This window comes from Hwanghaeella sp. 1Z406 (assembly GCF_048892425.1).
In the GTDB taxonomy this organism is placed as follows: Bacteria; Pseudomonadota; Alphaproteobacteria; order UBA8366; family Aestuariispiraceae; genus Pacificispira.
Genome location: NZ_JBLZHU010000003.1, coordinates 350701 through 376550, shown reverse-complemented (window position 1 = coordinate 376550; position 25850 = coordinate 350701). Strand labels below are relative to the sequence as shown.

The window sequence follows — 25850 nt, the reverse complement described above, 5'->3', positions numbered from 1 at the left end:
CAGCATTAATACGGCTAGTGGGGATGAAATGACGGAAAGCACGGACAGTGCCAGGCCGCCTGAGGACCTCCCGGATGATCGGCATCGGGTCTTTCTGGTTGTTGTCGATGACAGCGAAGAAATGCAGGTCGCCATGCGGTTTGCCTGCTTGCGGGCAAAAAACACGGGGGGTCGCGTGGCGCTGCTCTATGTTCAGGAACCCGCTGAGTTCCACCATTGGCTGGGTGTCGGGGAATTGATTCAGCATGAGCGTCGTGAAGAGGCAGAAGCCCGCTTGAGTGACCTGTCCAGCCGCGCGCAGGAAATTTCCGGCACCATGCCCATTCTGATCGTGCGTGAGGGCAAACGGGGTGAAGAATTGCTGAAATTGCTGGACGAGGATCGCTCAATATCCATTGTCGTGCTGGCCGCCAGCACCGATACGGAAGGGCCTGGCCCGATCATAAATTATATGATGAAACAGGGCGCAACCAGCATGCGCGTGCCCCTGACCATCGTGCCTGGATCGCTGTCTGATGAGGAAGTGGCAAAACTGACGTGATCAGGGGTGCGATCTCCAGGGCTTGACGTCAGGTCAATAAAAGCCATCTATGCTGTGCACTGGATGGATAGAATTAGCCGGCGTGATTTCCAATCTGGAAACAACAGTCGGAGAGAGGCAAAAGACGCGATGTTTATTCAAACGGAACAGACCCCAAACCCGGCTACGCTGAAGTTTCTGCCGGGACGTGCGGTCCTGGACAAGGCCGATCCGTTGGACTTTCCCAATAAGGATGCGGCGGAAGGGGTTTCCCCTCTGGCCAGCGCTTTGTTTGAAATCGAGGGCGTCGCGGCGGTCTTTTTGGGCAATGACTTCATTTCGGTCAGCAAGACGGAAGACCGGGAATGGTACGTGATGAAGCCCTCAGTCTTGGGCGTTATCATGCAACACTTTACCGCTGGGCGGGATGTTTTATCAGCAGGTGCCGGACCCGCTGATGCCGCTACAGCGTCCTCAACGGCTGAAGCCACCTATGATCCAGAAGATGAGGCCGTTGTCGGTCAAATCCGCGAGCTTCTGGAAACCCGGGTGCGTCCTGCCGTTGCACAAGACGGGGGGGACATTGTCTTCCACGGCTTTAAGCAGGGCGTGGTCTTTCTGACCATGCGGGGTGCATGTGCGGGCTGCCCCAGCTCGACCGCAACCCTGAAGATGGGGATCGAAAATATGCTCCGGCACTATATCCCCGAAGTAACAGAAGTGCGCGCAACCGCCTGATTATTGGTTTCGCCGACTGTTTGGATGGGATTGGCTGACGGCATCGGGGTTCCTTTCGGATTGCCCTGAAACTGTCTCAATGATGACACCTTGGCACCCTGATTAAGGGCGATATGTATCGCTTATGATCGGGCTTGTGCTTTTTGTGGTCCGCAGTTGTGCGGGAAACGCAAAACAGAGGATGCGAGATGGTGGATACAACAATAGACACTAATACGGGCGGGCGATCCAACAGGTCCGACAACCGGGCGGCGCTTTTCGCAATGGGATTCGCCGCGGGTATTGGCGTCATCCTGGCCATGTCGACCCTCAGCGATCAGGGGTCTTTGACGGGATATCTGCGCAGCGACCGCCTGTCAGGGGATGAACGGCCCACGGCGCGGGTCTCGCTGTCTTTGTTGCCGACAGACTTGAATGCCCCCCTGGATACCGCAACGGATCAAACAGACGACGCGACGACCCAGCCGCGTGCAACGAACCGCCGCCTGTCGCCTTCTGGGGATGCGATGACGGTCGCCGACTTGGAATCGGAATTCACGGCGCTTAATTATCGCCTGGATGATATTCGCGCCCAGACAATGACTGTGCCCCGGGTCATTGCGGTCTCTGTTCCGGGCGATCTGGAAGAGATTCAGGAAATTGACCGTCGCAAGGCCGTTTTCTTCAAAATGCTGTTGCCGTTGGTGTTGATCACCAATGAACGCCTTGCAGTTGATCGCAAGCGCCTGCAGGCGTTGCGGGAGCGGGAGATGACAGGAAAATCCATCGCTGCAGATGATGCGGCATGGATGGCGGCACAGTTTGAGTCGTATCGGGTTGAGGCCGGTCAATGGGATTTGCTGTTGCGTCGCGTGGACGAGGTTCCGCCCTCTCTGGCGCTGGCCCAGGCGGCTGTGGAAAGTGGCTGGGGAACGTCCCGCTTTGCCCGTGAAGGCAATGCTTTGTTCGGACAATGGGTGTGGGGCGAGGGCGCTGAAGGACTGGTGCCGGAACAGCGCAAGGATGGACTGACCCATAAGATTAAGGTTTTCGACACCCCGCTGGAAGCGGTCGCGGCCTATATCAAGAATCTGAATACGCATCGGGCCTATCGCAGTTTACGCGACATTCGCGCCAAAATGCGCCGTGAGGGAAGCACTTTGAATGGCGTTGCCCTGGCGGCTGGTCTGGAATCCTATTCCGAAAAGGGCCATGAATATATTGAACTGATCCGTGGGATCATTTCCGCGAATGAATTGCGCCCGCTGGATAAGGCAAAGCTGAGAAACCCGCAGGCTTAATATATTCGGGCTTTATTCGGGCGGAACGTAGTACTGCATCCCGAACCACCGCCATCGTCCGGAATGTCCCAGCATGGTGCAATTGATGCGGGTGCGACCCGGGGCAAAGGCGCCATCGAATCGTACTTCAAACCGGTTTCCCAATTGCTGGAAGTCTGAAATCTGGCTGGCATCAGAGTGATAGCATTTCAGGTCCGTCAAATTCTCTGAGACGCCTTCCACCGTAAAGCCAAAGGCTGGCGGATTGCCCGAACCTTCTGTGGGCAGGGTAGGGTTGCTGGGCGTCAGACCGGATACCGGCAGGGGCAAGGCGTTCACCAACCGCGTAAAACGCTCAACCCCGCCATAGTTCACATTGATCGGAAAACGGGGCAGATAAAACATATCGCTGGTGCTATTGGCGACCCCGGAATGTTGCCCAAAGGCTGCGCTATATCCCTGTTCCTGTGTCAGGGTCATAACATCACGGCTGGCCTCTCCATAGGGATAGGCGAATAAGGTCGGGCGCACACCGGTTTTTTCCTGCAGGCGGTTCGCAGATTGCGTCAGTTCTTCTCGGTTCCTGGCATTGGATTTCAAGGGCATATGGGGGTGGGTCACCGCCTGGCTGCCAATTTCGACAAGGCCGGATTCCTGAAATTCCACAAGTTGGTCCCAGGTCATGAAATCCGATGACCCCTGGTCTAAGGGTTCGGTTGCGACAAACAGGGTAAAGGGTATTCCTTCGCGCTTCAGAATTGGCCAGGCCCTGTCATAGACTGAGGCATAGGCATCATCGATTGTCAGGGCGATTGCACGGTCGGGCAGCGTGGTTCCGGCCTTCAGGGCCGCAACAATCTTAGAGAGCGGCATCACAGTATATTTTCCGGACGTCAGTTCCCTGACATGGGCTTCGAATTGTTCCATCGTGACGCTGGTGCTGGCATAATCATCCTCACCAAACCGGTGATACATCAGGACAACAGCAGAAGTCACAGTCTCTTGCGCCGATGCGGTCCCGACCATGCCAGGGCCGGAAGCCGCCAGGATTACAAGTAAAACCAGACCGATCAATCGGCACAAAGCCTGGGGGATGCGACCCCAAATGAAATTCCAAACGACCATACGTGTCTCCAGCTATTTACTTGCCAAATGCGGTTATCAATCCGCTTTGATTTTCAGCATGGCCCCCCGATATGTTCTAAGCATGGCACCACGATTGCCACAATCTTAAAAAGTGCCACACCGACAATGCCGCTAAAATCCCACCGGTCCTGTCAGGGAAAGCCTGCCAAGTGCCGACTTGCCATTCACCTGAACCTGGGTCATTTTCTGTTTCTGTTCCATCCAAAGGTGTTATCCATGACCCGTCAGCCCCCTGACATGCCCAGAAAAGGCATTCGGATTACGCCAATTGGGGTAGAGGGTTTCAGGGTGATCGCGGCGCTTTATGCTCTAGCCTTTGATGATCCCTGGCCTGAACCCTCTGTACGCGAATTGTTGTCCGTTCCGGGGACTTGGGGGCTGATCGCGCTGCAATCTGTCCCGCCGAAAGTGGATCATCCTGACGATCCTGTTGGCTTTATCCTGGCCAGAATTGTCATGGACGAAGCTGAAATACTATCCATTGGGGTGCCACCGCAATGGCGCAAGGCAGGAATTGGTAAGGCGTTACTGAGCATCGCTTTGATCCGGGCGCAAGAGAATGGGGCAAAACAGGTGTTTCTGGAGGTCGGGAAAGATAACCCTGCCGCCCTGGCGTTGTATTCTCATATGGCGTTCAAGCAAGTTGGCTTGCGGAAAAAATACTATCGAAGAAGTGATGGCACATTTATCGATGCGCTTGTTATGCAAAAAAGGCTATAAAGATAAAGGGGTTTTAGTTTTTCTGGTTCAGATACTGGCATGCAAATAAATTAAAAGTTAAAGCACTTGATTCTTCTCTTGCAAAAATCAATATTTTTTTGCTAAGTCCAAAATCATGCTTGATGAATGATAATTCTATAATCAATGCATGAAGCTGGTTGTGTGATTAGTAAATGTCACTTGAGATTCGGTATTAGTTTGATCGATACAGGGTGATCAGGCTGCTAAAAGAAAGGTAAAGTCATGGCGGAAACTTCTGAAACAGATATTGGGTCCTCTGAATTGTTACAATTGACGTCCGATATTGTCGCGGCGCATGTATCCAATAACTCTGTTCCCTCCTCTGAGCTTTCCGGATTGATTGAGCAGGTCTATCGAACGCTGGAGCAGGTCGGTAAAGGGCCAGAGCCCGAAGCGGATAAACCAATTCCGGCAATTTCGGTTAAGAAATCAATTCATCCAGATTATCTGGTCTGCCTGGAAGATGGCAAAAAATTAAAGATGCTGAAACGCCATCTGAAAACCTCCTATGATATGTCACCGGAAGAATACCGGGAACGCTGGGGCCTGCCGGCAGATTATCCGATGGTCGCCCCGAACTATGCCAAACAGCGTTCCAAACTGGCCAAGGAAATCGGCCTTGGACGGCAAACCCGCAGCAACAGTAAAAAATAAGTTTGCAGAACGGCCTGTTTTCGATTCCCGCTGCATCATCACAATGATGATGGGCGGGTTTCTTTTTGCATGATTGGTTATGCACTATCATCACGCTGATTGGGCTGTGCTGTGGGTTTCATTCTGGAATTGGCATCATATAGAATTGATCCTTGGGGGCTGCACAGGTAGGGTTTGTTTAACAGCAATTGGTACGGCCAACTGTCAGAATAGAAGGGAACGCTGTAATGGATGGGACGGACCCTCTTCGCATTGAAAATCTTTGCGCAGAAAAAGGCTTGAAGATGACGGAGCAACGCCGGGTCATCGCCCGCGTGCTTTCTGAAAGCAATGATCACCCCGATGTGGAACAATTGCATCAACGCGCAACCGAAGTTGACTCAAAAATCAGCATCGCAACCGTGTATCGCACCGTTCGCCTTTTGGAAGAGGCGGATATCCTGACCCGTCATGACTTTGGGGACGGTCGTGCACGCTATGAAGAAGTTCCCGATGAACATCACGACCATTTGATTGATATTGAGACGGGAAAAGTGATCGAATTCCACAATGAAGCGATTGAGCGTTTGCAAGAAGCCGTCGCCAAGGAATTGGGGTATCAACTGGTTGATCATCGGCTTGAATTATTTGGTGTGCGCCTGGGCCGATCAGGGAAGAAGAGCCCATCGTGACAAGTACCAGTTCACTGAATGAGTCGTTAGCGCAGTTGACGAGCAACAATCTTGGAATTCGGCTCGCCAATGGGGATCCTGGTTTTGTTGATGCCTCCCAAGCGCTTCGATACCGGGTCTTCTATGAAGAAATGACGGCCCATCCCAGTCCGGAGACGGCGCGCAGCAAGCGGGATGTGGATACATTTGATGACGTCGCCGATCATCTGCTGGTGGTTGATCGTAGTCTTGGGGACGGTCCGGAATCTGTTGTTGGCACCTATCGGTTGGTCCGGCGAGAGGCAGCGGCGCGCCATGGGCAGTTCTACAGCGTTGATGAATATGATATCAGCGCGATTGTAAACCAGCCGGGTGAAATTCTGGAACTGGGCCGATCCTGTGTTGATATCAATTATCGCACCCGCCATGTCATGGACCTGTTGTGGCGGGGCATTGCCGCCTATGTCTTCCATTATGACATTACGCTGATGTTTGGCTGTGCCAGTTTTTCCGGCGTGGATCCGGACGCCATTGCCCTGCCATTGAGCTATCTGTATCAGAACCATCTGGCCCCGATAGAAAAACGCCCGGTCGCCCTGCCGGAACGGTATGTTGAAATGAATCGCCTGCCCGCAGACAGTTATGAAAAGCGCAAGGGCCTGGCCGCTGTTCCACCGCTGATCAAGGGCTATCTGCGTCTGGGGGGCTTTATCGGCGACGGTGCCGTGATTGATCCACAATTTGATACGATTGATGTCTGCATCGTGGTTGAAACCGATCTGGTGACCGATCGATACTACAAACACTATGTCCGCAAGACAGGCGAAAGTGGCAGTGATGAGCGCAGTTCAAGCGAGACCTGAAAAGCCAGATCCCAGCCGCTATCGGCGACCGCGCGCCATTCCCCAACCCGGTGTTTTTAAGACATCTCGTTTTCTGGCGGGGTTGCGCGCAACAGGGATCGCATTGTGGACCCTGTGGCTGGCAGTTTTGAACCTGCGCAGTATTCTGGCGAAACGGGGCGTTACACCCGCTGTTACCATGCAATGGCACAAGATGACTCAGCGGATCGCCGCGATTGACGTGCGCGTGACCGGCACACCGATTCGGGACCGCCCCGTTCTGTTCGTTGCTAATCATGCATCCTATCTGGATATCGTCGTGCTGGGTGCCTTGCTGCCCTGTTCCTTCGTGTCGAAGTCAGAGGTCCGCGACTGGCCGATATTTGGCTGGCTGGCGGTTCAACAGCGCACGGTTTTCATCGAACGCGATCCGCGTAAGGCGGACAGGCATCTGAGCGAAATGAAACAGCGCATCGAAGATGGCGGATGTCTGGTGCTGTTTCCAGAGGGGACAAGTTCGGATGGCAGTCGTGTTTTGCCCTTCAAGAGCGCGCTGTTCCAATCCGCCAGCATCGAATTCCCGAAAACCGGGCAGATCGAGGTGCAGACGGTCTCCATCGCGTATAACCGGTTGGATGGCATGCCCATGGGGCGCGCCTTGCGCCCGCTATATACCTGGTTTGGCGATATGGAACTGGTGCCCCATCTGATGGGATGGCTGGGTCTGGGCACGGTTGGCGTGGATGTCGTGTTTCATGAACCCCTGCGCATGGCCGATGTCGGGGGGCGCAAAGAATTGGCGCAGGCGACGCAACGGGCCTGTACGCAAGGGCTGCAAACCGCGCTGCATAATGCGCCACAGCCCAGCAGCCCAATCTTCCAGGCTGCGTCGTGATCCTTGAAGTTGAAACAATCTTGCAGTAGGCTGCAAGAGCATCAGGCATCCCGTGACACGTTAGGAAATTGGCAAGCATTTCGCAGTATGGTCCTTAGCAATTGTCCGCCCTCTCCGGTTCAGGCATTCCACACGCGATTGCACGCGGCGTTGGATGGGCGCATATGACGGTCCACCGCAATAACAATCCTGCCCCCTGGTACCGAATCACCGCACAGTTTTCAGCGTCTGGCGTATGTGATGCCGCATTGACGGCACCCCATTGTCTGTCCTATCAGGCGCGGGATTGTTGTATTTTCCCGCATACTGTGAAGCGAGCGTGTTGATGACCCATGGTGCCACTAATTCAATGAAGACCCCGGAACGCCAGTCGCAAGATCGATTGCGGAAGGTCCACATCAAGACCTATGGCTGTCAGATGAACGTGTATGACAGCGAACGCATGCTGGAGACACTTGCGCCAATGGGATTTGAAGTCAGCCCTGATGTTGAAGGGGCTGATCTGGTCATTCTGAACACCTGTCACATTCGCGAAAAGGCATCGGAAAAGGTCTATTCGGAACTGGGCCGCCTGCGCGAAGCACAGGCCCGAATGGCAGAAACCGGCGGGCGCATGATGCTGGCGGTTGCAGGCTGTGTCGCACAGGCCGAAGGTGCAGAAATTCTGCGGCGCGCGCCCCAGGTCGATATGGTTTTCGGGCCCCAGACCTATCACCGCCTGCCAGCCATGCTGGCAGAAGCCGACAAGAATCTGGGCAAGGGTCAGGTCGATACGGATTTCCCGATTGAAGATAAATATGATGTCCTGCCCGAAGAACGCATTCCGGCTGGTATTTCTGCCTTTCTGACCATTCAGGAAGGGTGTGACAAGTTCTGCACCTTCTGCGTTGTTCCCTATACCCGTGGGTCGGAACAGTCCCGGTCTGCGATCGCCATTCTGAACGAAGCCAAACAGATGGTGGCCAAAGGGGTGCGGGAAATCACGCTGCTGGGCCAGAATGTGAATGCCTATCACGGGGATGGACCGGATGGGCGTGAATGGGGTTTGGCCCGATTGATCCGCGCCCTGGCGGAAATCGATGGCCTGGCCCGGATTCGCTATACTACCAGCCACCCCCGGGATATGGATGATGACCTGATCGCGGCGCATGGGGATGTGCCCGCCCTGATGCCCTTCCTGCATCTGCCGGTACAAAGCGGGTCGGATCGCATTCTGGCGGCCATGAACCGCAAGCATAAAGTGGATGTATTCCGCACGGTTGTGGATCGCCTGCGGGATGTGCGCCCGGATATGGCCTTCAGTTCCGATTTCATTGTCGGCTTTCCCGGTGAAAGCGATGCGGATTTTGCAGACACGCTGAAGCTGGTGACGGATGTTGGTTTCGCGGCGAACTTTTCGTTTAAATATTCACCCCGTCCCGGAACGCCGGCGGCGGATATGGGAAATGTGGTCCCTGACCCGGTCATGACCGATCGGCTGACGGCGTTACAGCAATTGCTGGACGCCCAGCAGGAAGCGTTCAACCGGGGCTGTATCGGCAAGACGATGCCTGTGCTGATGGAAAAATCAGCCCGCGACCCTGGGCAACTGGTCGGGCGATCACCGTATCTGCAACCCGTGCATATCTTTGGGGGCGCGTCACTAATCGGTCATATTGTAAACTGCGACATTCAGGACCTTAAGGCTTATAGTTTGTTTGGGTCGTTGGTTTCTGGCGACCCCGCCATGTTGCCATCCCACTCGTTTGTATCTCAATCGGGAGCCGCTGAAGTTGGGCAATCCCCGCCCATTGATCCCAAAGAAAGGGTCTGCGCTTGAACTCCATCCTGACAGAAGATATGGGCACCATCACCCATGTCATTGAATTCGAAGACAACCGCCTTCTACCCGAATTGTTTGGAGAGCATGATAAGAATTTGGTTCGGATAGAAGCACAGTTGGGAATAACGCTGATCAATCGCGGTAATCAGGTGGCGGTGACCGGCTCTAAAGACGGGGTTACATTGGCGGAAGAAGGCCTAAATCGCCTTTATAGCCGATTGCGCAGCGGCGAATCGCTGGAGGACGCAGATATTGATGCCGCCTTACGCATGGTGGGCCAGCCGACGGATCTGTTTGGGCAACAGGAACCCATCATCCGCACCCGCCGTCGCCAGATTTCACCGCGCACGCCCTTGCAGGCAGAATATGTCGATCTGATCCGGGGCAATGATCTGGTTTTTGGGATTGGCCCTGCGGGAACCGGGAAGACTTATCTGGCGGTCTGTATGGCGGTTTCCATGATGCTGTCCGGGCAGGTCGAAAAGATGATCCTGTCGCGCCCTGCTGTGGAGGCTGGGGAACGTCTGGGCTTTCTACCGGGCGATATGAAGGAAAAGGTCGATCCCTATCTGCGCCCGATCTATGACGCGCTGTATGATACGCTGCCAGCCGATCAGGTATCGCGGAAATTGGAGAATGGAGAGATTGAGGTCGCGCCTTTGGCCTTCATGCGCGGGCGAACGCTGAAAAACGCCTTCGTCTTGTTGGATGAGGCGCAGAATACCACCGCGATGCAGATGAAGATGTTCCTGACGCGGCTGGGGGAAAACAGCCGCATGGTGGTGACCGGGGACTTGTCACAGATTGATTTGCCCCCTGGTCAGATTTCCGGACTGGCCGAAGCGGTGCAGACCCTTAGCGGCATCAAGGGGATCGGCATGACGCGGTTCACCTCTGCGGATGTCGTGCGCCATCCCCTGGTCTCGAAGATCGTTCAGGCCTATGACGCCCGTGATGCGGCCAAGGCAGGAGGCAACCCGGCGTGACCACGTCTACCAATTGGGACATTCAATGCACCATATTAGCAGGGGATTGGACGCCAGCCGATGAATCCATAGCCCAGGCGGCCGCACGGGCGGCGCTTGCCGCCATGAACCCGACCCGGGATCTGGAATTGTCCCTTGCCCTGGCTGATGATGAAACGGTCCAGAAGTTGAACCGGGACTATCGTGGTCAGGACAAGCCGACCAATGTGCTGTCTTTTGAGTCTGGGGACGATGCCGATATTCCAGGTGAACCCCTGATGTTGGGTGATGTTGTCCTGGCACGGGAAACTTGTGCACGGGAGGCGGGGGAAGAGGGGAAGCAATTCGCCCATCACCTGAGCCATCTGACAATTCATGGCGTTCTGCATTTATTGGGCTTTGATCATGAGAATGAGGAAGAGGCCGAAGAGATGGAATCGCTTGAGATAAAGATTTTGGCTGACATTGGCATCGCAAATCCCTATCTCGAAGGCGCAGAAACAAAGTAAGGGCGTAAAAGGTAAAGATCATGGCAGACCATTCATCCTCCGGCACATCCAGTACCGGTGATCAGGGCCCTGGCGAACCCAGTTCTAGAAAGCCGAGTGGCCTGCGCGGTTTTCTGCGCACGCTTCTCGGCCGAAACGGAGAATCGCAACTTCGCGACAGTTTTGAAGAACTGTTGGAACAGCACGATGATCGCGCCACCCCGATAGATTCGGATGAACGGGCGCTGATCGACAATATTCTAAATGTCGGAGAAGAAACCGCCTATGACGTGATGATTCCACGGGCGGATATCGTCTCTGTCCCAGCGGACACGTCGCTGGATGAACTGGTCGCGATCATGTCGCGCCAGCCCCATTCCCGTTATCCGGTGCATCGCGACAGTCTGGATGACGTGCTGGGCATGGTCCATATCAAGGATGTCTTGGCGGCCACGACAGAGCCGAAGGAAAACTTTTCCGTCCGTGCTGTGATGCGCAAGGTCCTGTTTGTCGCGCCATCGATGCGGGTGCTGGATCTGTTGCTGCAAATGCGCATGAACCGGCTGCATATGGCCCTGGTGGTGGATGAATATGGCGGCATCGACGGATTGGTGACGATTGAGGATCTGGTCGAGGAAATCGTCGGAGAAATTGAAGACGAACACGATATTGATCGCGGTCCCAAGATTGAACACAAGCCCGATGGCACCTGGATCGCCGATGCCCGTCTGGATATTGAGGATTTGGAAAAGCGGTTGGGCCCGATCCTGACAGATGAAGAGCGTCAGGAAGATATCGACACCGTGGGCGGGTTGGTTTTCACGCTGGCAGGGCGCGTACCGATCCGGGGGGAATTGATCCCGCATGAGGAATCCGGGCTGGAATTCGAAGTATTGGAAGCTGACCCCCGTCGTATCAAACGGGTTCGCCTGCGCTATCGGCCCGCTGCCGTAGCGCCCGGTGTCGACGCAAAGCGCGCCGCTGACACGACCGCTAAGGCGGCTGAGTAACTCGCGCAGCCCCTTACAGTCATGTCAGGATATGATCCTTGGGCTCCAGGGGCATTGGTGGCGGGGTGTTCAGGGCCTCTGCAACGGAAATTTCGACGGTGCGGCACATGGCGTCCAGCGGGATACCGTTCACGGAATTTGTGAAGGGATGCTTCAACTCGTCTGTCACCGCAGCCAGCCCATAAAAGACATAGGCGATAATCCCGGCAAAAACCGGGGCCATCCAGCCCACGGATTCAATCAATCCAAACGGCACCAGGATACAATACAGAAAGATCGTGCGGTAGATCAGCAGGACATAGACATAGGGCATGGGAGTGCCAGCAATCCGCTCGCATCCCGCCTGGGCCAATGAAATGGCCCCCAGTCGTTGGCTCAGAACGCGAAGGCCGAAGTCGCTGATCCCTCCATTTGCATGAATACGGTGCAGCCGTTTCGCCATTTCATTCAAAGGACCGCAGGCCGGGTTGCGCATATCTTTAAAGGATTGGATCAATGCCGGATCGGCAAATTCCTGCACTTGCGCGGGGGGATCTGTTCGGCGCAGATTGGTGCGGTGCAGATGCAGGAAAACGCAGGCAAGCTTCAACAGTTCCGCGCGATCCTGAGTTTCGCCCATAAAAGTCATCGTTTCCCGCCCCAGGCTTCTGATATCTGCGATTAACTGGCCCCATAACATGCGTGCCTCCCACCAACGCTCATAGGCGGCATTGTTGCGAAACCCCAGAAACAGGGACAGCGCCAGGCCGAAAATACTGGCGGCTTGAAAGTTGATATGGATGATCGGAACCCCGGTGTGGTCCAGCACCAGGATGATGACGGACAGGGCCATGAAGAACCCGATTTTAGGGGCTATTTTCGGAACAATTGACCCTTTTGTAATCAGGAACAGGGTCAGGAATGTAGGATTCTTGCGAACGATCATGGGGGGCGGGCCTTTAGAAAACTCTATGGATATTCAAGACAGGAGCATTCGACATGATCCCCTGATATGAAATCCGGGACCATGCTGTTTGCGACTTTCATTGCGTGAATAAATACTTGGCCTGCTTTTGTCTAACCGTGCCGTTGCTCTGCCCATTTCAGCAAGGCATCCAGGGCCGGGCACAAGGATTGTCCCCAATCGGTTAGACAATATTCAACTTTCGGCGGCACCTGATGGTGGACAATACGGCGGACGATGCCATCAGCCTCCATCTGCCGAAGTTGTTGGATCAACATTTTTTGCGATATCGCAGGAATGGCACGCTCAAGATCAGAAAAACGCATGATCTTTCCGCCGAAAAGATGGAAGAGAATTACCAGTTTCCAGCGCCCTTCCAGCATCTTAAGGGCCTGTTCCGCGCCTTCAGCCGCAGAGGTTGGCGTATATTGTACCTTACCTTCCGGTAAGTACCCAACTTTTTTGTCCGTACTTGTCATCTTTAAAACGTATTCTTATTTTGCCGTTGATGCAAACGGACAAAGGAAAAAGCACATGCCAATAGACCTACCGCACCCAATTTCCCGATATTACCAATCTGACCTGGATAACAATCCTGCTTTCGCAGAGTGCTTCACCGAAGACAGTGTCGTCGTTGACGAAGCGAAAACCTATACCGGTCGCCAAGCGATTCAGGAATGGAAAACAGGGGCATCCCGCAAGTTTAACTATACAGTGGAACCGTTCTCAATTGAAGAAACCGACGGCATGACCATCGTGACAGCGCATGTTGTGGGTAATTTTCCAGGCAGTCCCGTGGATCTGCGATATTTCTTCGTTCTTCGGGATGAAAAAATCGCATCACTGGAGATCACATTATGAGTTTCGATCTAGGGCTTAGCGGTCGTCGTGCGCTTGTTAGCGGGGGAACTAAAGGGGTCGGTGCCGCTGTTGTCCAAGCATTGCGCCATGCCGGCGTGCAAATTGTCACAACAGCACGGGCGCTTCCGCAGCTTCCCCAGGATGATGTATTTTATGTCGCGGCGGATATGGCGACCGCTGAAGGATGCCAGGCTGCGGCAGATGCGGCGCTTAAGCAATTAGGGGGTGTCGACATCATAGTAAATGTCGTCGGGGGGTCTAGTGCGCCCGGCGGAGGATTCGCAGCCCTGACTGATATTGAATGGGAGAATGCGCTTAATCAGAACCTGATGTCTGCGGTGCGGCTTGATCGCGCCTTGCTGCCATCGATGATCGAACAGGGATCAGGCGTCATCATCCACGTCACATCGATTCAGCGTGAATTGCCATTGCCGGAATCAACCACGGCCTATGCTGCGGCTAAAGCCGCGCTTTCAACCTACAGCAAGAGCCTTTCAAAAGAAGTGACGCCCAAGGGCATCCGTGTCGTTCGGGTATCACCAGGTTGGATTGAGACCGAGGCTGCGGCTCGGCTGACTGAAAGGCTGGCGGAGCAAGCCGGCACGGATTATGAGGGAGGAAAGAAGATTATTATGGACTCTTTGGGAGGAATTCCCCTTGGTCGTCCAACTCAACCAAATGAAGTGGCTGATTTGATCGCCTTTCTGGTGTCATCGAAAGCGGCAGCAATTACAGGGACCGAGTATGTTATAGATGGCGGAACCGTGCCTACGGCGTAAGGCGCGCTGACTGATGCGTTGCCCCTGGAGTTTTGTGTGAAAACATATATGCAAATAAGGATGCTGATCACAGCAGAATCGGCCAATGTTCCCCCATATTCAATCTAGGGAAACATGATATGACATGGGGTGGATTGGCGTCTCTTCCGGGCCAGTTGAATGCATGGGGTGGTTGGCGTCGCCGTGGAATTTTGTTTCTGGCGGGGGCAATCACGACGCTGGCATTGCCGCCCTTTAATATCTGGCCCGTCGCCTTTTTAACGCTGCCATTCATAGTTTGGATGCTGGAAGGTGTGACGCGACGACGGCAGGCCTTTGGTATTGGGTGGTGGTTCGCATTTGGGTATTTTTGTGCCGGATGGTATTGGATATCCAACGCGCTTTTAGTTTTTTCCACAGACCTATGGTGGATGATTCCCTTCGCCCTGGTCGGTTTGCCGCTTGTGATGGCAGTGTACTATGGACTGGCGACGCTGATCGTTGATTCAGTCGCGGGTCGCGCCACGGGTCAACGCCTGGGGCGGTGCCTGTTACTGGTGGTCGGGTTCGCAGGCATGGACATGCTGCGCGGTGTTCTGTTTACCGGCTTTCCCTGGAACACTTTTGGGTATCTGTGGTCCGGCGTTCCGGCCCTCAGCCAGGCCGCTTCCCTGATTGGCGTCTATGGCATGGGTGTTTTGGTGTTGCTGTCAGGTTTTCTGATTTCAATGATCGCGACGGAAGGAACAGACAATGCGCATGCCCAGGGCCGCGCGAGGCGACGTTTCAGCCTGGTCATTGTCGTCGCACTTCCGGCCCTGGTTTTCGCAGGCGGCACAATCCGACTGTCCCTTGCGCCCGATTTAACCCAACAGCAGGCGGACCCGGCCCTACCGGGTCTTCGCATGGTTCAGGCCAACATTCCCCAAACGGAAAAATGGGGCCGGGATTTTCGCCTGCGCAATTTTCAGACATTTCTGCGGCTCAGCAGTGCTGATCGACCCGACTGGGTAAGCACCGTGATCTGGCCGGAAACTTCGGCCGCCTTTTTTATTGAGGAAACACCGGATCTCAGAACCGCTGCGGGCGCTTTCGCGGCGCCGACCGGGGGGTATCTGATAACGGGCGCACCGCGCCGGGTGCAGGATCCGCTGACCCTATATAACGCTTTGTTGGCCCTGAACGATCAGGGGGATATCAAGGCGCGATACGATAAGGCGCATCTGGTGCCGTTTGGGGAATATGTTCCATTGGGCGACTACCTTCCCTTTGGAAAAGTCACGATTGGGGCTGTAGATTATTCTCCTGGCCCGGGGCCTCGGACGCTCACCCTGCCGGGCCTTCCACCCTTCTCACCCCTGATTTGTTACGAGATAATTTTCCCGGGCCAAGTGATTGACAGCAACCACCGCCCCGAATGGATTTTAAACATCACCAATGATGCCTGGTATGGCCATTCCACTGGTCCTTATCAGCATGTCCAACACACAAGGTTGCGTGCCATCGAAGAAGGTCTGCCACTGGTTCGATCGGCCAGCACCGGGGTGTCCGTTGCTTATGATGGATATGGTCGGGAACTGGCCCGAATCGGGCTTGATTCAAGCGGCGTGCGGGACTTCCGATTGCCGCCACCCCTGGCTGAAACGCTGTTTGCTTCATATGGGAATATAATAGCGCTATTCTTGATCACAATTTCTGCTATTGCTGGAATGATGGCTATCCGACGTTGATTTATCCTAGAAATTCTGCGACTTGATCGTGTATGACTTGGAATGCACGACGTTATCGTGATTGTTGATATGTGGCAGAATAGGTTTCAGGGCAGTCGTCGCGCAACGCATGCTGTCTCTGGAAAGCCCGATCAGAATAGGAATTTGGTTTATGGCGAAGACTCCAATAGATGATCTGCCTTCGGGGAAATCCTCAATGGGTAATATTCCAGCAGGGCGTCCCGGTGTTCCCAATCCGGTTGATATTCATGTTGGCAGGCGGGTCCGTCTTCGGCGCACGCTCCTTGGGCTCAGTCAGGAACGACTGGGGGAGATGATTGGCCTGACCTTTCAGCAGGTACAGAAATATGAACGCGGTACGAACCGCATTGGGGCCAGCCGACTTTATGATCTGTCGCGGGTTTTGAATGTGCCGATACAGTTCTTCTATGATGACATGACGACAGAAACGGCGGGCCAGTCCCCCCGTCTGCGTGCCGGTCTGGAGGAAGCGCCATCAGAGCCCTATATCGATGAAGATCCAATGAAGCGTCGGGAAACCCTGGAACTCATTCGGGCCTATTACAAAATCAAAGATCCTGAAATCCGCCAAAAGATATTTGATCTGTGCCGCGCCATGGCCCATGCGACCGAAGAATCCTGAAGGTTTCCCGTTCCGCCCAAGGCAGCGACCAAGCACCCTCTTGACCTTATCTTAAAACCCTCGTAACAAACCGCGCGTTTAGGCGGTGAAAATGTATGCGCCGCCTGTGGGTTGACACATACGATCATGAACCGCGCACCGTCTTCTGATGCGCCGCCTCACGACAGCCGAGTATTCGAAGGGGATTTCAGCATGGCCAATTCGTTCTTGTTCACCAGCGAATCAGTTTCCGAAGGGCACCCAGATAAGGTCTGTGACCGGATTTCTGATGAAGTGGTGGATTTGTTTCTTGCCGCTGATCCCGGTGCGCGCGTCGCCTGTGAAACCCTAACGACCACCAACCGGATTGTGATCGCAGGCGAAGTTCGTGGGCCGGAAAGCGTCGTTTCCCCTGATGGTCTGGTGAATAAGGAAAAGATTGAGCAAGTCGCCCGTGCCGCCGTAAAGGATATTGGCTATGAGCAGGAGGGCTTTCACCATGCCCATGCAGAGGTGCAGATTTACCTGCATGGTCAGTCCAAGGATATCGCTGTTGGCGTTGACGCAGCCGGCAACAAGGACGAGGGTGCCGGCGATCAGGGATTGATGTTCGGGCATGCGCGCCGCGAAACCGATGTGCTGATGCCTGCCGCCATCCAATATTCCCACGACATTCTGAAAAGTCTGGCAGAATTCCGACACAGTGATCCCAATAGCGGCCTGGGTCCCGATTCTAAGAGCCAGGTGACGCTTCAGTACGAAGATGGAAAACCTGTTGGTGTCTCCTCTGTCGTTGTGTCGACTCAGCATACCCCTGATATGGAACAGCATGCGATCCGTGAATTGGTGCGTGAGCATGTTGAGAAAGTCCTGCCCGCCGGATGGTTCCCGTCGGAAGCGGAATTCTATGTCAATCCCACGGGAATTTTCGTCATTGGCGGTCCGGATGGGGATGCCGGTCTGACGGGACGTAAGATCATCGTCGATACCTATGGCGGTGCGGCCCCCCATGGCGGCGGGGCCTTTTCCGGCAAGGACCCGACGAAGGTCGACCGCTCGGCTGCCTATGCGGCGCGCTATGTTGCCAAAAACATTGTTGCCGCTGGCCTGGCAGATAAATGCACGATCCAGGTCGCTTATGCGATTGGCGTCTCAAAGCCGCTGTCGCTGCTGGTCGATACCCATGGCACCGGAACCGTTGCGGAAGATCGTTTGGTCAAGGCCGTCAGTGAAGTGATGAACCTGTCCCCGCGCGGTATTCGGGAACATCTGAAACTTGCCAATCCGATCTATGCCCCCAGCGCTGCCTATGGGCATTTCGGGCGCATCCCGACGGAACAAGGCCATTTCAGCTGGGAACGCACGGACCTCGTGGATGCGCTGACATCGGCGCTGACCTAAGGCATCGTGACGCGATACTGACGTGATGGACCCCCGATCGGACGAAGCCAGGCTTAAGTTTTTCGGCCGCCGAAAGGGGCGCAGCCTGAAACCTTCGCAACAGGGGATACTGGACCAGCGGCTGCCCGTCTATGCGCTGGATCCTGAGGCAATGCCTAAGAATCCAAGAGAGCTTTTCATCCCTTCGGTTGACTCTGTGCAGATGGAAATCGGGTTTGGCTCTGGTGAGCATCTGGTGGCCCAGGCCCAGGCCAATCCAACGGTTGGCTATATCGGGTGTGAACCTTTCATCAATGGTGTTGTGAAACTGGTTCGCGATCTGGATAAGGCCAAGGTCAATACTGTTCGCGTCTACCCGGATGATGCCCGTCATGTGTTGGATGTTTTGCCGGATGGGTGCCTGGATCAGGTGTTTGTTCTGTTCCCGGACCCCTGGCCCAAGGCGCGTCATCGGATGCGCCGCTTTATTGGACCGGACAACCTGCCTCGATTGGCCCGTGTGATCCGGCCAGGCGGGTATCTGCGATGCGCCACGGATCATCCCGATTACCTGGAATGGATGCTGCTGCATATTGGTGCATGTTCGGATTTCATATGGACCGCGCAAAGGCCCGGCGATTGGTTAAATCGCCCCCAGGATCAACCGCCAACGCGATATGAAACCAAGGCACTGGCCGGACGTCCCCATTACCTGCAATTTCAGCGTCGGGATTAGGATACGATCCGGTCTGGCCGGTTGGTGACTGCGGACTTGATAGACAGGCCCAATTGGCGTATTACCCTGCGACTGAACTTTCATTATATCGCCTTGTACTGCAAGAGTGATGGATGGGGGTGGGCTGCGGCCCGCCCTTTTTTGTTGGAAAACCGGCATCGGCCGGAGAAGAGACAGGCACCTGTTAATGGTGATCGAAGACCGTATCGCAGCGATGATCGAACCAGCCCTGACCGATATGGGATACGGGCTGGTGCGCGTGCGCGTTTTGGGAACGAAACAGATCACGCTGCAGATCATGGCCGACCGTGTGGACGAGGCCGCGATCACGGTTGATGATTGTGCGGATATCAGCCGTGCGGTTTCTGCGCTGCTGGATGTGGACGATCCCATTGAACAGGCGTACAGTCTGGAAGTGAGTTCTCCGGGTATCGACCGCCCGCTCACCCGCCTCAAGGATTTTGAGCGCTATGCCGGGTTTGAAGCAAAGGTCGAGTTACAGTCCCTGATTGATGGGCGTCGCCGATTTCGCGGCATCCTGGGGGGCTTGAACGGCACGATGGTTAAGATTGAGACGGACACAGGCGCGTTCGAAGTGCCATTTGAAGAAATTCGCGAGTCGAAGTTAGTACTGACCGACGCGCTGATTGAGGCGAGCCGCGCTGCGGCTGCTGGAACAACCGGAACCGCGGAGGGATCCGCCCTGTAAGGGCCCCTGCGCATCCTAAACGACTGACCAAAAGTTTAGAGGATCGAATACGATGGAAGGCATCACGATCACGCGCACCGATATGTTGGCCGTAGCCGACGCCGTTGCCCGGGAAAAAGGGATTGAGCGCGACCTGGTTCTGGAAGCCATGGAACAGGCAATTCAGAAGGCCGGGCGCTCTAAATACGGGATGGAACACGATATCCGGGCGACGATTGATCGCAAGACCGGCGAAATCGTGCTGGCCCGTTATATCGAGGTCGTAGAGCCCGATGCCGTGGAAGACGAGGTGAAACAAACCACCGTTGATCGGGCGCGCCGCAAGAAGCCCGATGCCGTTGTTGGTGATTTCATCATTGATCGCCTGCCCCCGATTGATTTCGGGCGCATCGCCGCACAGACCGCCAAACAGGTGATCGTGCAGAAGGTTCGCGAAGCAGAGCGTGATCGCCAGTACGAAGAATACAAGGACCGCAATGGCGAAATCGTCAATGGTCTGGTCAAGCGTGTTGAATATGGCAATGTGACCATCGATCTGGGTCGCGCTGAAGGTGTTCTGCGCCGGGATGAGATCATCCCGCGGGAACATTTCAAACGCGGGGACCGGGTGCGGGCCTATATCTTTGATGTGCGCAAGGAACAGAAGGGCCCGCAGATTTTCCTGTCGCGGACCCGTCCTGAATTCATGGCGATGTTGTTTGCCCAGGAAGTGCCGGAAATCTATGACGGCATTATCGAAATCAAGAAGGTCGCCCGCGATCCAGGCAGTCGTGCGAAAATCGCCGTTCTGTCCAATGACGGCTCCATCGACCCGGTCGGTGCCTGTGTCGGGATGCGCGGCAGTCGCGTTCAGGCCGTTGTAGCGGAATTGCAAGGTGAAAAGATCGATATCATTCCCTGGAATGATGAAGACCCGACCTTTGTCGTGAACGCCCTGGCCCCGGCGGAAGTCACCAAGGTTGTTATGGACCCTGACACCAACACGATTGAAGTCGTGGTGCCTGATGAGCAGTTGTCGCTGGCAATTGGCAGACGGGGTCAGAATGTGCGCCTGGCGTCCATGCTGACGGGCTGGAATATCGACATCATGACCGAAGAGCAGGAATCGGAGAAGCGCCAGCGCGAATTCGTCGAACGCTCTGAATTGTTCATGGAAGCCCTGGACGTTGATGACATGATTGCCCAATTACTGGTCACGGAAGGCTTTACTTCGGTTGAAGAAGTAGCCTATGTGCCGGTTGACGAAATGGCGACCATTGAAGGCTTTGACGAGGAAGTCGCAGAAGCCCTGTCAGATCGTGCCAGCGCCTATCTGGATGAACAGAATCGTCTGCTGGAAGAAAATCGTCGCAATCTGGGCGTGACCGATGATCTGGCTGCTTACACGGGCTTCACCAACAAACAGTTGATCAAGCTGGGTGAAGACAAAATCTGCACGATTGAAGATTTTGCTGGACTTGCAGCGGATGAGTTGACCGATCCGGTCGATGGTCTGTTGCGCGGCGATGATCTGACAGAGGCAGAAGCCAATGTCATGGTGATGAATGCGCGTGTGAAGGTTGGCTGGCTGACACAGGAAGAACTGGACCAGATGCTGGCCGAACAGGCTGCGGCTGAAGCTGCGGAGGAAGAGGCTTAAGGACGGTCCGGAGGACGGCGCCGATGGTGACGGACCAGAAAGACCTATCTGCCCAGGCAAACGCTGCGCTGGCGCCTGATATACCGGACCTTTCGGTGGATGATGGATCTGTCAGGGCGGGGAAAGAACCGGTCCGGCGCTGTTTGGTTTCGGGTGAACGGCATCCAAAGGAAGCGCTGATTCGATTCGTGTTGGGTCCGGACGGTACAGTCGTTCCGGACCTGGCGGCGAAACTGCCAGGACGTGGATTGTGGTTGAGCGCGGATGCGCAAAGCATTAAGACAGCACTGGATCGTAAGCTGTTTGCCCGTGCGGCCCGGGCACCGGTCGTTGCATCGGTCGATTTGGTCGTGCAAATAGAGGCCTTGTTGGCGCGGCGTTGTGTTGAGACATTGTCTCTTGCGCGTCGGGCTGGTGAAGCGGTCTGTGGGTTTGAAAAGACCCGCGCAGCCCTGAATTCAGGTCGTTGCGCGGCGTTGTTACAGGCCCGAGATGGGGCCGCGGATGGGCGCGCTAAATTAGCGGGCCTGGCTCGGGAAACGGAAGCCCGGGCATATGTGCCGGTTTTTGCCGTGCTTGATGCGGTGGAAATGGGAGAAGCCTTCGGGCGCGACGCGGCTGTTCATGCGGCGCTGCTTAAGGGTGGATCCGGGGGCGGATTAAGCCGTCGCTTCCAAATGGAGGCAGGGCGGTTAAAAGGTTTCAGAGAAACGGCACCCGACACGGGTCGGCTTGCCGGAAAGGACGATGAATGAGTGATGGGACTTCTAAAGGCGGTGGCAAGCTCTCTCTTGGGAAACCAGGAAAGCTGAGCCTCTCTAAGACGGTTGAAAGCGGTCAGGTACGCCAGAGCTTTAGCCATGGCCGATCCAAGACTGTGATCGTCGAAACCAAGAGCCGTCGGTCCTTTGAGCGCAATGACACCGGCGACATGAAGGTCGTGAAGGGGGGCGCTGCGGCACCGCGTGTCCCGCAGGAAAAGAACAAGCTGGTCTCGGAAAATCCGCTGGACGGCTTGTCAGAAGCCGAACGGCAGGCCCGGATTCGGGCGCTGGAAGGCGCTGCGCGTGATGAAGAACGCCGTAAGCAGGAAATTGAGGAGATTGAGCGTAAGGCAGCGGAAGCCCGCGCCCGCCGCGAGGAAGAAGAGCGCCTGAAGCAGGAAGAAGCTGCAGCGGCGGAAGAAGAAAAGACCGATGCTGCGGCTGCTGAAGCCAAGTCTGCTGAAAGCGCGGACGAACCGGCACCGGCTTCTGTAACGGAAGACACTGCGGTCGAGCCAGCGGTTGATCTGCCTATTCCGCCATCCGAAAAACCGGACGCAGCCGCCCGTGCGCGCGCTAAACTGGAACCGCAAGCCCCTGCGGATGACAAGGATAAGAAGAATAAGGGCACAATGCGCCTGCGCAGCGGCGAACAACGCCGCCGCAGTGGCAAGATGACCGTTACGCAGGCCCTGGAAGACGATGGCGAAAATCGCGGTCGGTCCATGGCGGCCCTGCGCCGTGCCCGGGAGCGTGAAAAGCAACAAAACCGGGAGCGCCTGTCACGGGGTGAAAAGGTTCTGCGCGAAGTCACCATTCCAGAAGCAATCTCTGTTGGTGACCTGGCCAACCGTATGGCAGAGCGCGCAGCAGATGTTATCAAGACGCTTATGAAAATGGGCGTTATGGCGACGGTTAACGAAGTTCTGGATGCCGATACCGCAGAACTGGTCGTGTCCGAATTCGGGCACCGCGCCAAGCGTGTGTCGGAATCCGATGTCGAAGACATCCTGATCCAACCCAAGAAAAGCGATGCAGCAGGCCTGCCGCGTGCGCCGGTCGTCACGATCATGGGGCATGTGGATCACGGTAAAACATCTCTGTTGGATGCCTTGCGCGCAACCGATGTTGCCGCCGGGGAAGCCGGTGGGATTACCCAGCATATCGGGGCCTATCAGGTAACCATGACGACTGGTGCCAGCATCACCTTCCTGGATACGCCTGGCCACGCCGCCTTCACCTCCATGCGTCAACGCGGCGCACAGGTGACGGATATCGTGGTCCTGGTGATCGCAGCCGATGATGGCATTCGCCCCCAGACGATTGAGGCGATCAATCACGCGAAAGCGGCGGAAGTGCCGATTATCGTGGCGATTAACAAGATCGACAAAGAAGGCGCGAATCCAAACAAGGCGAAACAGCAGCTTTTGGAACACAGCCTTGTGCCCGAAGACATGGGCGGGGATGTAATCTGCGTCGAAGTTTCGGCGACCAAGCGCTTGAATCTGGATGTGCTGGAAGAAACCATTCTTCTGCAAGCCGAAGTGATGGAATTGACTGCCGATCCGGCAGCGGAAGCCCGCGGCGCGGTGGTCGAGGCCAAATTGGAAATCGGTCGTGGCTCCGTTGCAACGGTTCTTGTTCAGAACGGTACCCTGCGGGTTGGTGATATCTTTGTCGCGGGCCAGGAATGGGGCCGGGTGCGCGCCCTGCTGGATGACAAAGGACGCGCGTTGACCGAAGCCGGTCCATCGGTTCCCGTTGAGGTTCTGGGGCTGCAAGGCACGCCGCAGGCTGGCGATGAATTTATCGTTCTGGCCGATGAGTCCAAGGCGCGTGAAATTGCCAGCTATCGCCAGCGCAAGGCGCGGGAGCAGCAGTTTACCATCAGTGGCCGGGGCACGTTGGAACAGATGTTCGAACGGGTTCAGGCCGGCGAGGCGGAACAGCTGCCAATCGTGGTCAAGACCGACGTGCAGGGGTCCCTGGAAGCCTTGGTTTCCGCCTTGGAAGGTCTTGCAACCGATGAGGTTAAGGTCCGCGTTCTGCATGGTGCCGTTGGTGGCATCACGGAATCGGATGTTACGTTGGCGGCGTCTACCGGGGGTGTGATCCTGGGCTTTAATGTCCGGGCAAACCCACAGGCACGGGATCTGGCCAAACGGGACGGCGTTGATATTCGGTATTATTCAATCATTTATGATGCGATTGATGATATGAAATCCGTTCTGTCGGGCATGTTGGCACCGGAAGAACGCGAAGAATTCCTGGGCTATGCGGAGATCCGCGAAGTCTTCAACATCACCAAGGCCGGTAAGATCGCCGGGTGCATGATCACAGATGGTGAAGTCCGTCGCGGCGCGAAAGTGCGCTTGTTGCGCGATGATACCGTGATCTATGAAGGCGCGCTGAAACAGCTCAAACGCTTCAAGGATGATGTTAAAGAGGTCAAGAGCGGGTACGAATGCGGTATGGCCTTTGAAAACTTCGAAGGCATGCAGGTCGGTGATATCGTAGAATGTTTTGATATTCAGTCGATCAAGCGGAAACTCTAACCCAGTCCATTTGGGTGCAGACAGTGGAGAGGAGGCGATAGCATGAGCGACCGAGAGCCCTCTCAGCGGCAATTGCGGGTTGGCGAACAGATTCGTCATGCCCTGTCGCGTATTCTGTCACGGGGTGAGCTTCGGGATCCGGTCTTGACCAGCATTCCGATCACCGTGTCGGAAGTGCGCTGTGCGGCGGATCTGAAGCTGGCCACTGTCTATATCATGCCCTTGGGCGGCCAAAACATTGATGAAGTCCTATCGGCCCTGAAACGCGCAGGCGCGTTCCTGCGGGGTCAGGTCGCGCGGGAAGTTCAGTTGAAATATACGCCCGGCCTGCGCTTCATGGCCGACGAAACCTTTGCCGAGGCGGGACGGATCAATGAGTTGTTGCGCCGTCCAGAGGTTCGCCGTGATTTGGTGTCTCAGGATGATGAAGACACCAATGAAGAGCAAAATGACTCCCCAACCAGACAGTCAAGGGTTGCTGCCGGCGGGTCTTCAAAGGACTGATCCATCCCCATGCGTGATGATCTGACAGATGATGAATTAGAGCGTTATGCCCGCCACGTCATTCTGGAAGAGGTCGGTGAGGAAGGCCAGATCAAGCTGCTGGACTCCAAGGTTCTGGTCGTCGGGGCAGGCGGGCTTGGCGCCCCTGTCCTGATGTATCTAGCTGCGGCTGGTATCGGCACATTGGGCATTGTTGATCATGATGTGGTCGATCTGTCCAATCTGCAGCGCCAGATCATCCATTCCGTTGATGATATTGGCCGCCCGAAAACGCGCTCTGCGGCGGAACGCCTGGAAACGATTAACCCCGATATTACGATCATCGAACACCGCACCCGGTTGACCGCCAACAATGCGGCGGAGCTGTTTGCAGACTATGATTTAATCGTCGATGGCAGCGATAACTTCGCTGCCCGGTATCTGTGCAACGATACCTGTTATTCCTTAAAGAAACCCTTGGTCAGCGCCGCCCTGGTGCGGTTCGAAGGTCAATTATCGACCTTCAAAGCCTATGACGGCGGGCCCTGCTATCGCTGCCTTTTCCCGGAACCGCCGGACCCTGACATGGTGCCCCGGTGCGATACCGTTGGTATCTTCGGTGCTGTCGCGGGAGTCATGGGCAGCCTGCAGGCAACCGAGGTCCTGAAGGAATTGTTAGGATTGGGCACCAGCATGTCGGGCCAATTGCTGCTGTTTGACGCGTTGGACCAGACGTTTCGTAAAATCAAGGTGCCTAAAGACCCTGACTGTCCTACCTGCGGCGGCTGAGGACGGTGCGTTGATCCCCATTCTTGGACAGTGTTCTGTTTCTCCTTAGAGCAAATCCCAAACAGACGAAATCGTTTGTGATGACGTATTTGATTAGAAAACAAGTGGTTAGAGTATCCTGTGTGAGCTCATGCGCGCGCACCACACTAGT

At 55.4% G+C, this 25850-nt stretch carries 27 protein-coding genes; 24 read left to right on the top strand and 3 right to left on the bottom strand.

Annotated elements, in window-relative coordinates:
• Positions 1-28: 28 nt before the first annotated feature.
• The 3 genes from ACOSDR_RS09150 (at position 29) to ACOSDR_RS09140 (ending at position 2538) form a co-directional block, all read left to right on the top strand.
• A complete protein-coding gene (locus ACOSDR_RS09150) occupies positions 29-541 on the top strand; it encodes a universal stress protein (RefSeq protein ID WP_420723511.1) in 513 nt (170 codons plus the stop codon).
• Between the two features lie 129 nt (positions 542-670).
• Positions 671-1258 (top strand): NifU family protein, encoded by a 588-nt coding sequence (locus ACOSDR_RS09145; RefSeq protein ID WP_420723512.1) that lies wholly within the window; start codon positions 671-673, stop codon positions 1256-1258.
• A 188-nt stretch (positions 1259-1446) separates the two neighbouring features.
• Positions 1447-2538: a glucosaminidase domain-containing protein gene (locus ACOSDR_RS09140; protein ID WP_420731029.1), complete on the top strand. Its 1092-nt coding sequence runs from the start codon at positions 1447-1449 to the stop codon at positions 2536-2538.
• A gap of 12 nt (positions 2539-2550) precedes the next feature.
• Here ACOSDR_RS09140 and ACOSDR_RS09135 read toward each other — a convergent pair whose 3' ends face one another.
• On the bottom strand, positions 2551-3642 hold the full coding sequence (locus ACOSDR_RS09135; RefSeq protein WP_420731028.1) for a polysaccharide deacetylase family protein: 1092 nt from the start codon (positions 3640-3642) through the stop codon (positions 2551-2553).
• A 237-nt stretch (positions 3643-3879) separates the two neighbouring features.
• Between ACOSDR_RS09135 and rimI the strand changes: the two genes are divergently transcribed.
• From rimI to ACOSDR_RS09090, 9 genes are all read left to right on the top strand, one after another.
• The gene (gene rimI, locus ACOSDR_RS09130; protein ID WP_420731027.1) at positions 3880-4383 is read left to right on the top strand and encodes a ribosomal protein S18-alanine N-acetyltransferase; all 504 of its coding nucleotides are present in this window, start codon (positions 3880-3882) and stop codon (positions 4381-4383) included.
• A 243-nt stretch (positions 4384-4626) separates the two neighbouring features.
• A complete protein-coding gene (locus ACOSDR_RS09125) occupies positions 4627-5058 on the top strand; it encodes a MucR family transcriptional regulator (RefSeq protein ID WP_420723516.1) in 432 nt (143 codons plus the stop codon).
• 227 nt (positions 5059-5285) lie between these two features.
• Positions 5286-5729, top strand: a complete 444-nt coding sequence (locus ACOSDR_RS09120; RefSeq protein WP_420723517.1) for a Fur family transcriptional regulator — start codon at positions 5286-5288, stop codon at positions 5727-5729.
• Positions 5726-6571, top strand: coding sequence for a GNAT family N-acetyltransferase (locus ACOSDR_RS09115; RefSeq protein ID WP_420723518.1), 846 nt, complete (start codon positions 5726-5728; stop codon positions 6569-6571). The genes ACOSDR_RS09120 and ACOSDR_RS09115 overlap by 4 nt, the downstream gene beginning before the upstream one ends.
• Positions 6546-7445 (top strand): lysophospholipid acyltransferase family protein, encoded by a 900-nt coding sequence (locus ACOSDR_RS09110; RefSeq protein WP_420731026.1) that lies wholly within the window; start codon positions 6546-6548, stop codon positions 7443-7445. Before ACOSDR_RS09115 ends, ACOSDR_RS09110 begins: the two co-directional genes overlap by 26 nt.
• Before the next feature lie 349 nt (positions 7446-7794).
• Entirely contained in the window at positions 7795-9264 is a 1470-nt protein-coding gene (gene miaB, locus ACOSDR_RS09105; RefSeq protein WP_420731025.1) for a tRNA (N6-isopentenyl adenosine(37)-C2)-methylthiotransferase MiaB, read from the top strand.
• On the top strand, positions 9261-10253 hold the full coding sequence (locus tag ACOSDR_RS09100; protein ID WP_420723521.1) for a PhoH family protein: 993 nt from the start codon (positions 9261-9263) through the stop codon (positions 10251-10253). The genes miaB and ACOSDR_RS09100 overlap by 4 nt, the downstream gene beginning before the upstream one ends.
• Positions 10250-10741: an rRNA maturation RNase YbeY gene (gene ybeY, locus ACOSDR_RS09095; protein ID WP_420731024.1), complete on the top strand. Its 492-nt coding sequence runs from the start codon at positions 10250-10252 to the stop codon at positions 10739-10741. Before ACOSDR_RS09100 ends, ybeY begins: the two co-directional genes overlap by 4 nt.
• Before the next feature lie 20 nt (positions 10742-10761).
• Positions 10762-11730: a hemolysin family protein gene (locus tag ACOSDR_RS09090; RefSeq protein WP_420723523.1), complete on the top strand. Its 969-nt coding sequence runs from the start codon at positions 10762-10764 to the stop codon at positions 11728-11730.
• 19 nt (positions 11731-11749) lie between these two features.
• Here the strand turns inward: ACOSDR_RS09090 and ACOSDR_RS09085 are convergent, their stop codons facing one another.
• Positions 11750-12655, bottom strand: a complete 906-nt coding sequence (locus ACOSDR_RS09085; RefSeq protein WP_420731023.1) for a bestrophin family protein — start codon at positions 12653-12655, stop codon at positions 11750-11752.
• A 131-nt stretch (positions 12656-12786) separates the two neighbouring features.
• Positions 12787-13152 (bottom strand): winged helix-turn-helix transcriptional regulator, encoded by a 366-nt coding sequence (locus tag ACOSDR_RS09080; RefSeq protein WP_420731022.1) that lies wholly within the window; start codon positions 13150-13152, stop codon positions 12787-12789.
• A 55-nt stretch (positions 13153-13207) separates the two neighbouring features.
• Here ACOSDR_RS09080 and ACOSDR_RS09075 point away from each other — a divergent pair, with 55 nt between their 5' ends.
• The 12 genes from ACOSDR_RS09075 (at position 13208) to ACOSDR_RS09020 (ending at position 25699) form a co-directional block, all read left to right on the top strand.
• A complete protein-coding gene (locus ACOSDR_RS09075; RefSeq protein ID WP_420731021.1) occupies positions 13208-13534 on the top strand; it encodes a nuclear transport factor 2 family protein in 327 nt (108 codons plus the stop codon).
• Complete coding sequence (locus ACOSDR_RS09070; protein ID WP_420731020.1) at positions 13531-14313, top strand: SDR family oxidoreductase; 783 nt, start codon at positions 13531-13533, stop codon at positions 14311-14313. The genes ACOSDR_RS09075 and ACOSDR_RS09070 overlap by 4 nt, the downstream gene beginning before the upstream one ends.
• A 119-nt stretch (positions 14314-14432) precedes the next feature.
• Positions 14433-16022, top strand: a complete 1590-nt coding sequence (gene lnt, locus ACOSDR_RS09065) for an apolipoprotein N-acyltransferase (RefSeq protein ID WP_420731019.1) — start codon at positions 14433-14435, stop codon at positions 16020-16022.
• 196 nt (positions 16023-16218) lie between these two features.
• The gene (locus ACOSDR_RS09060; protein ID WP_420723642.1) at positions 16219-16665 is read left to right on the top strand and encodes a helix-turn-helix domain-containing protein; all 447 of its coding nucleotides are present in this window, start codon (positions 16219-16221) and stop codon (positions 16663-16665) included.
• A 192-nt stretch (positions 16666-16857) separates the two neighbouring features.
• A complete protein-coding gene (gene metK / locus ACOSDR_RS09055; protein ID WP_420723527.1) occupies positions 16858-18045 on the top strand; it encodes a methionine adenosyltransferase in 1188 nt (395 codons plus the stop codon).
• 25 nt (positions 18046-18070) lie between these two features.
• Positions 18071-18760: a tRNA (guanine(46)-N(7))-methyltransferase TrmB gene (gene trmB, locus ACOSDR_RS09050; protein WP_420731018.1), complete on the top strand. Its 690-nt coding sequence runs from the start codon at positions 18071-18073 to the stop codon at positions 18758-18760.
• A gap of 187 nt (positions 18761-18947) precedes the next feature.
• Positions 18948-19469 (top strand): ribosome maturation factor RimP, encoded by a 522-nt coding sequence (rimP, locus tag ACOSDR_RS09045; protein WP_420731017.1) that lies wholly within the window; start codon positions 18948-18950, stop codon positions 19467-19469.
• Between the two features lie 52 nt (positions 19470-19521).
• Entirely contained in the window at positions 19522-21108 is a 1587-nt protein-coding gene (gene nusA, locus ACOSDR_RS09040; protein WP_420723530.1) for a transcription termination factor NusA, read from the top strand.
• 23 nt (positions 21109-21131) lie between these two features.
• Positions 21132-21863 (top strand): RNA-binding protein, encoded by a 732-nt coding sequence (locus tag ACOSDR_RS09035; RefSeq protein ID WP_420731016.1) that lies wholly within the window; start codon positions 21132-21134, stop codon positions 21861-21863.
• The gene (gene infB / locus ACOSDR_RS09030) at positions 21860-24427 is read left to right on the top strand and encodes a translation initiation factor IF-2 (RefSeq protein ID WP_420731015.1); all 2568 of its coding nucleotides are present in this window, start codon (positions 21860-21862) and stop codon (positions 24425-24427) included. The genes ACOSDR_RS09035 and infB overlap by 4 nt, the downstream gene beginning before the upstream one ends.
• 42 nt (positions 24428-24469) lie before the next feature.
• Entirely contained in the window at positions 24470-24931 is a 462-nt protein-coding gene (rbfA, locus tag ACOSDR_RS09025) for a 30S ribosome-binding factor RbfA (protein ID WP_420723533.1), read from the top strand.
• Positions 24932-24940: 9 nt separating this feature from the next.
• Positions 24941-25699, top strand: coding sequence for a HesA/MoeB/ThiF family protein (locus ACOSDR_RS09020; protein WP_420723534.1), 759 nt, complete (start codon positions 24941-24943; stop codon positions 25697-25699).
• The last annotated feature ends 151 nt before the right edge of the window (positions 25700-25850 follow it).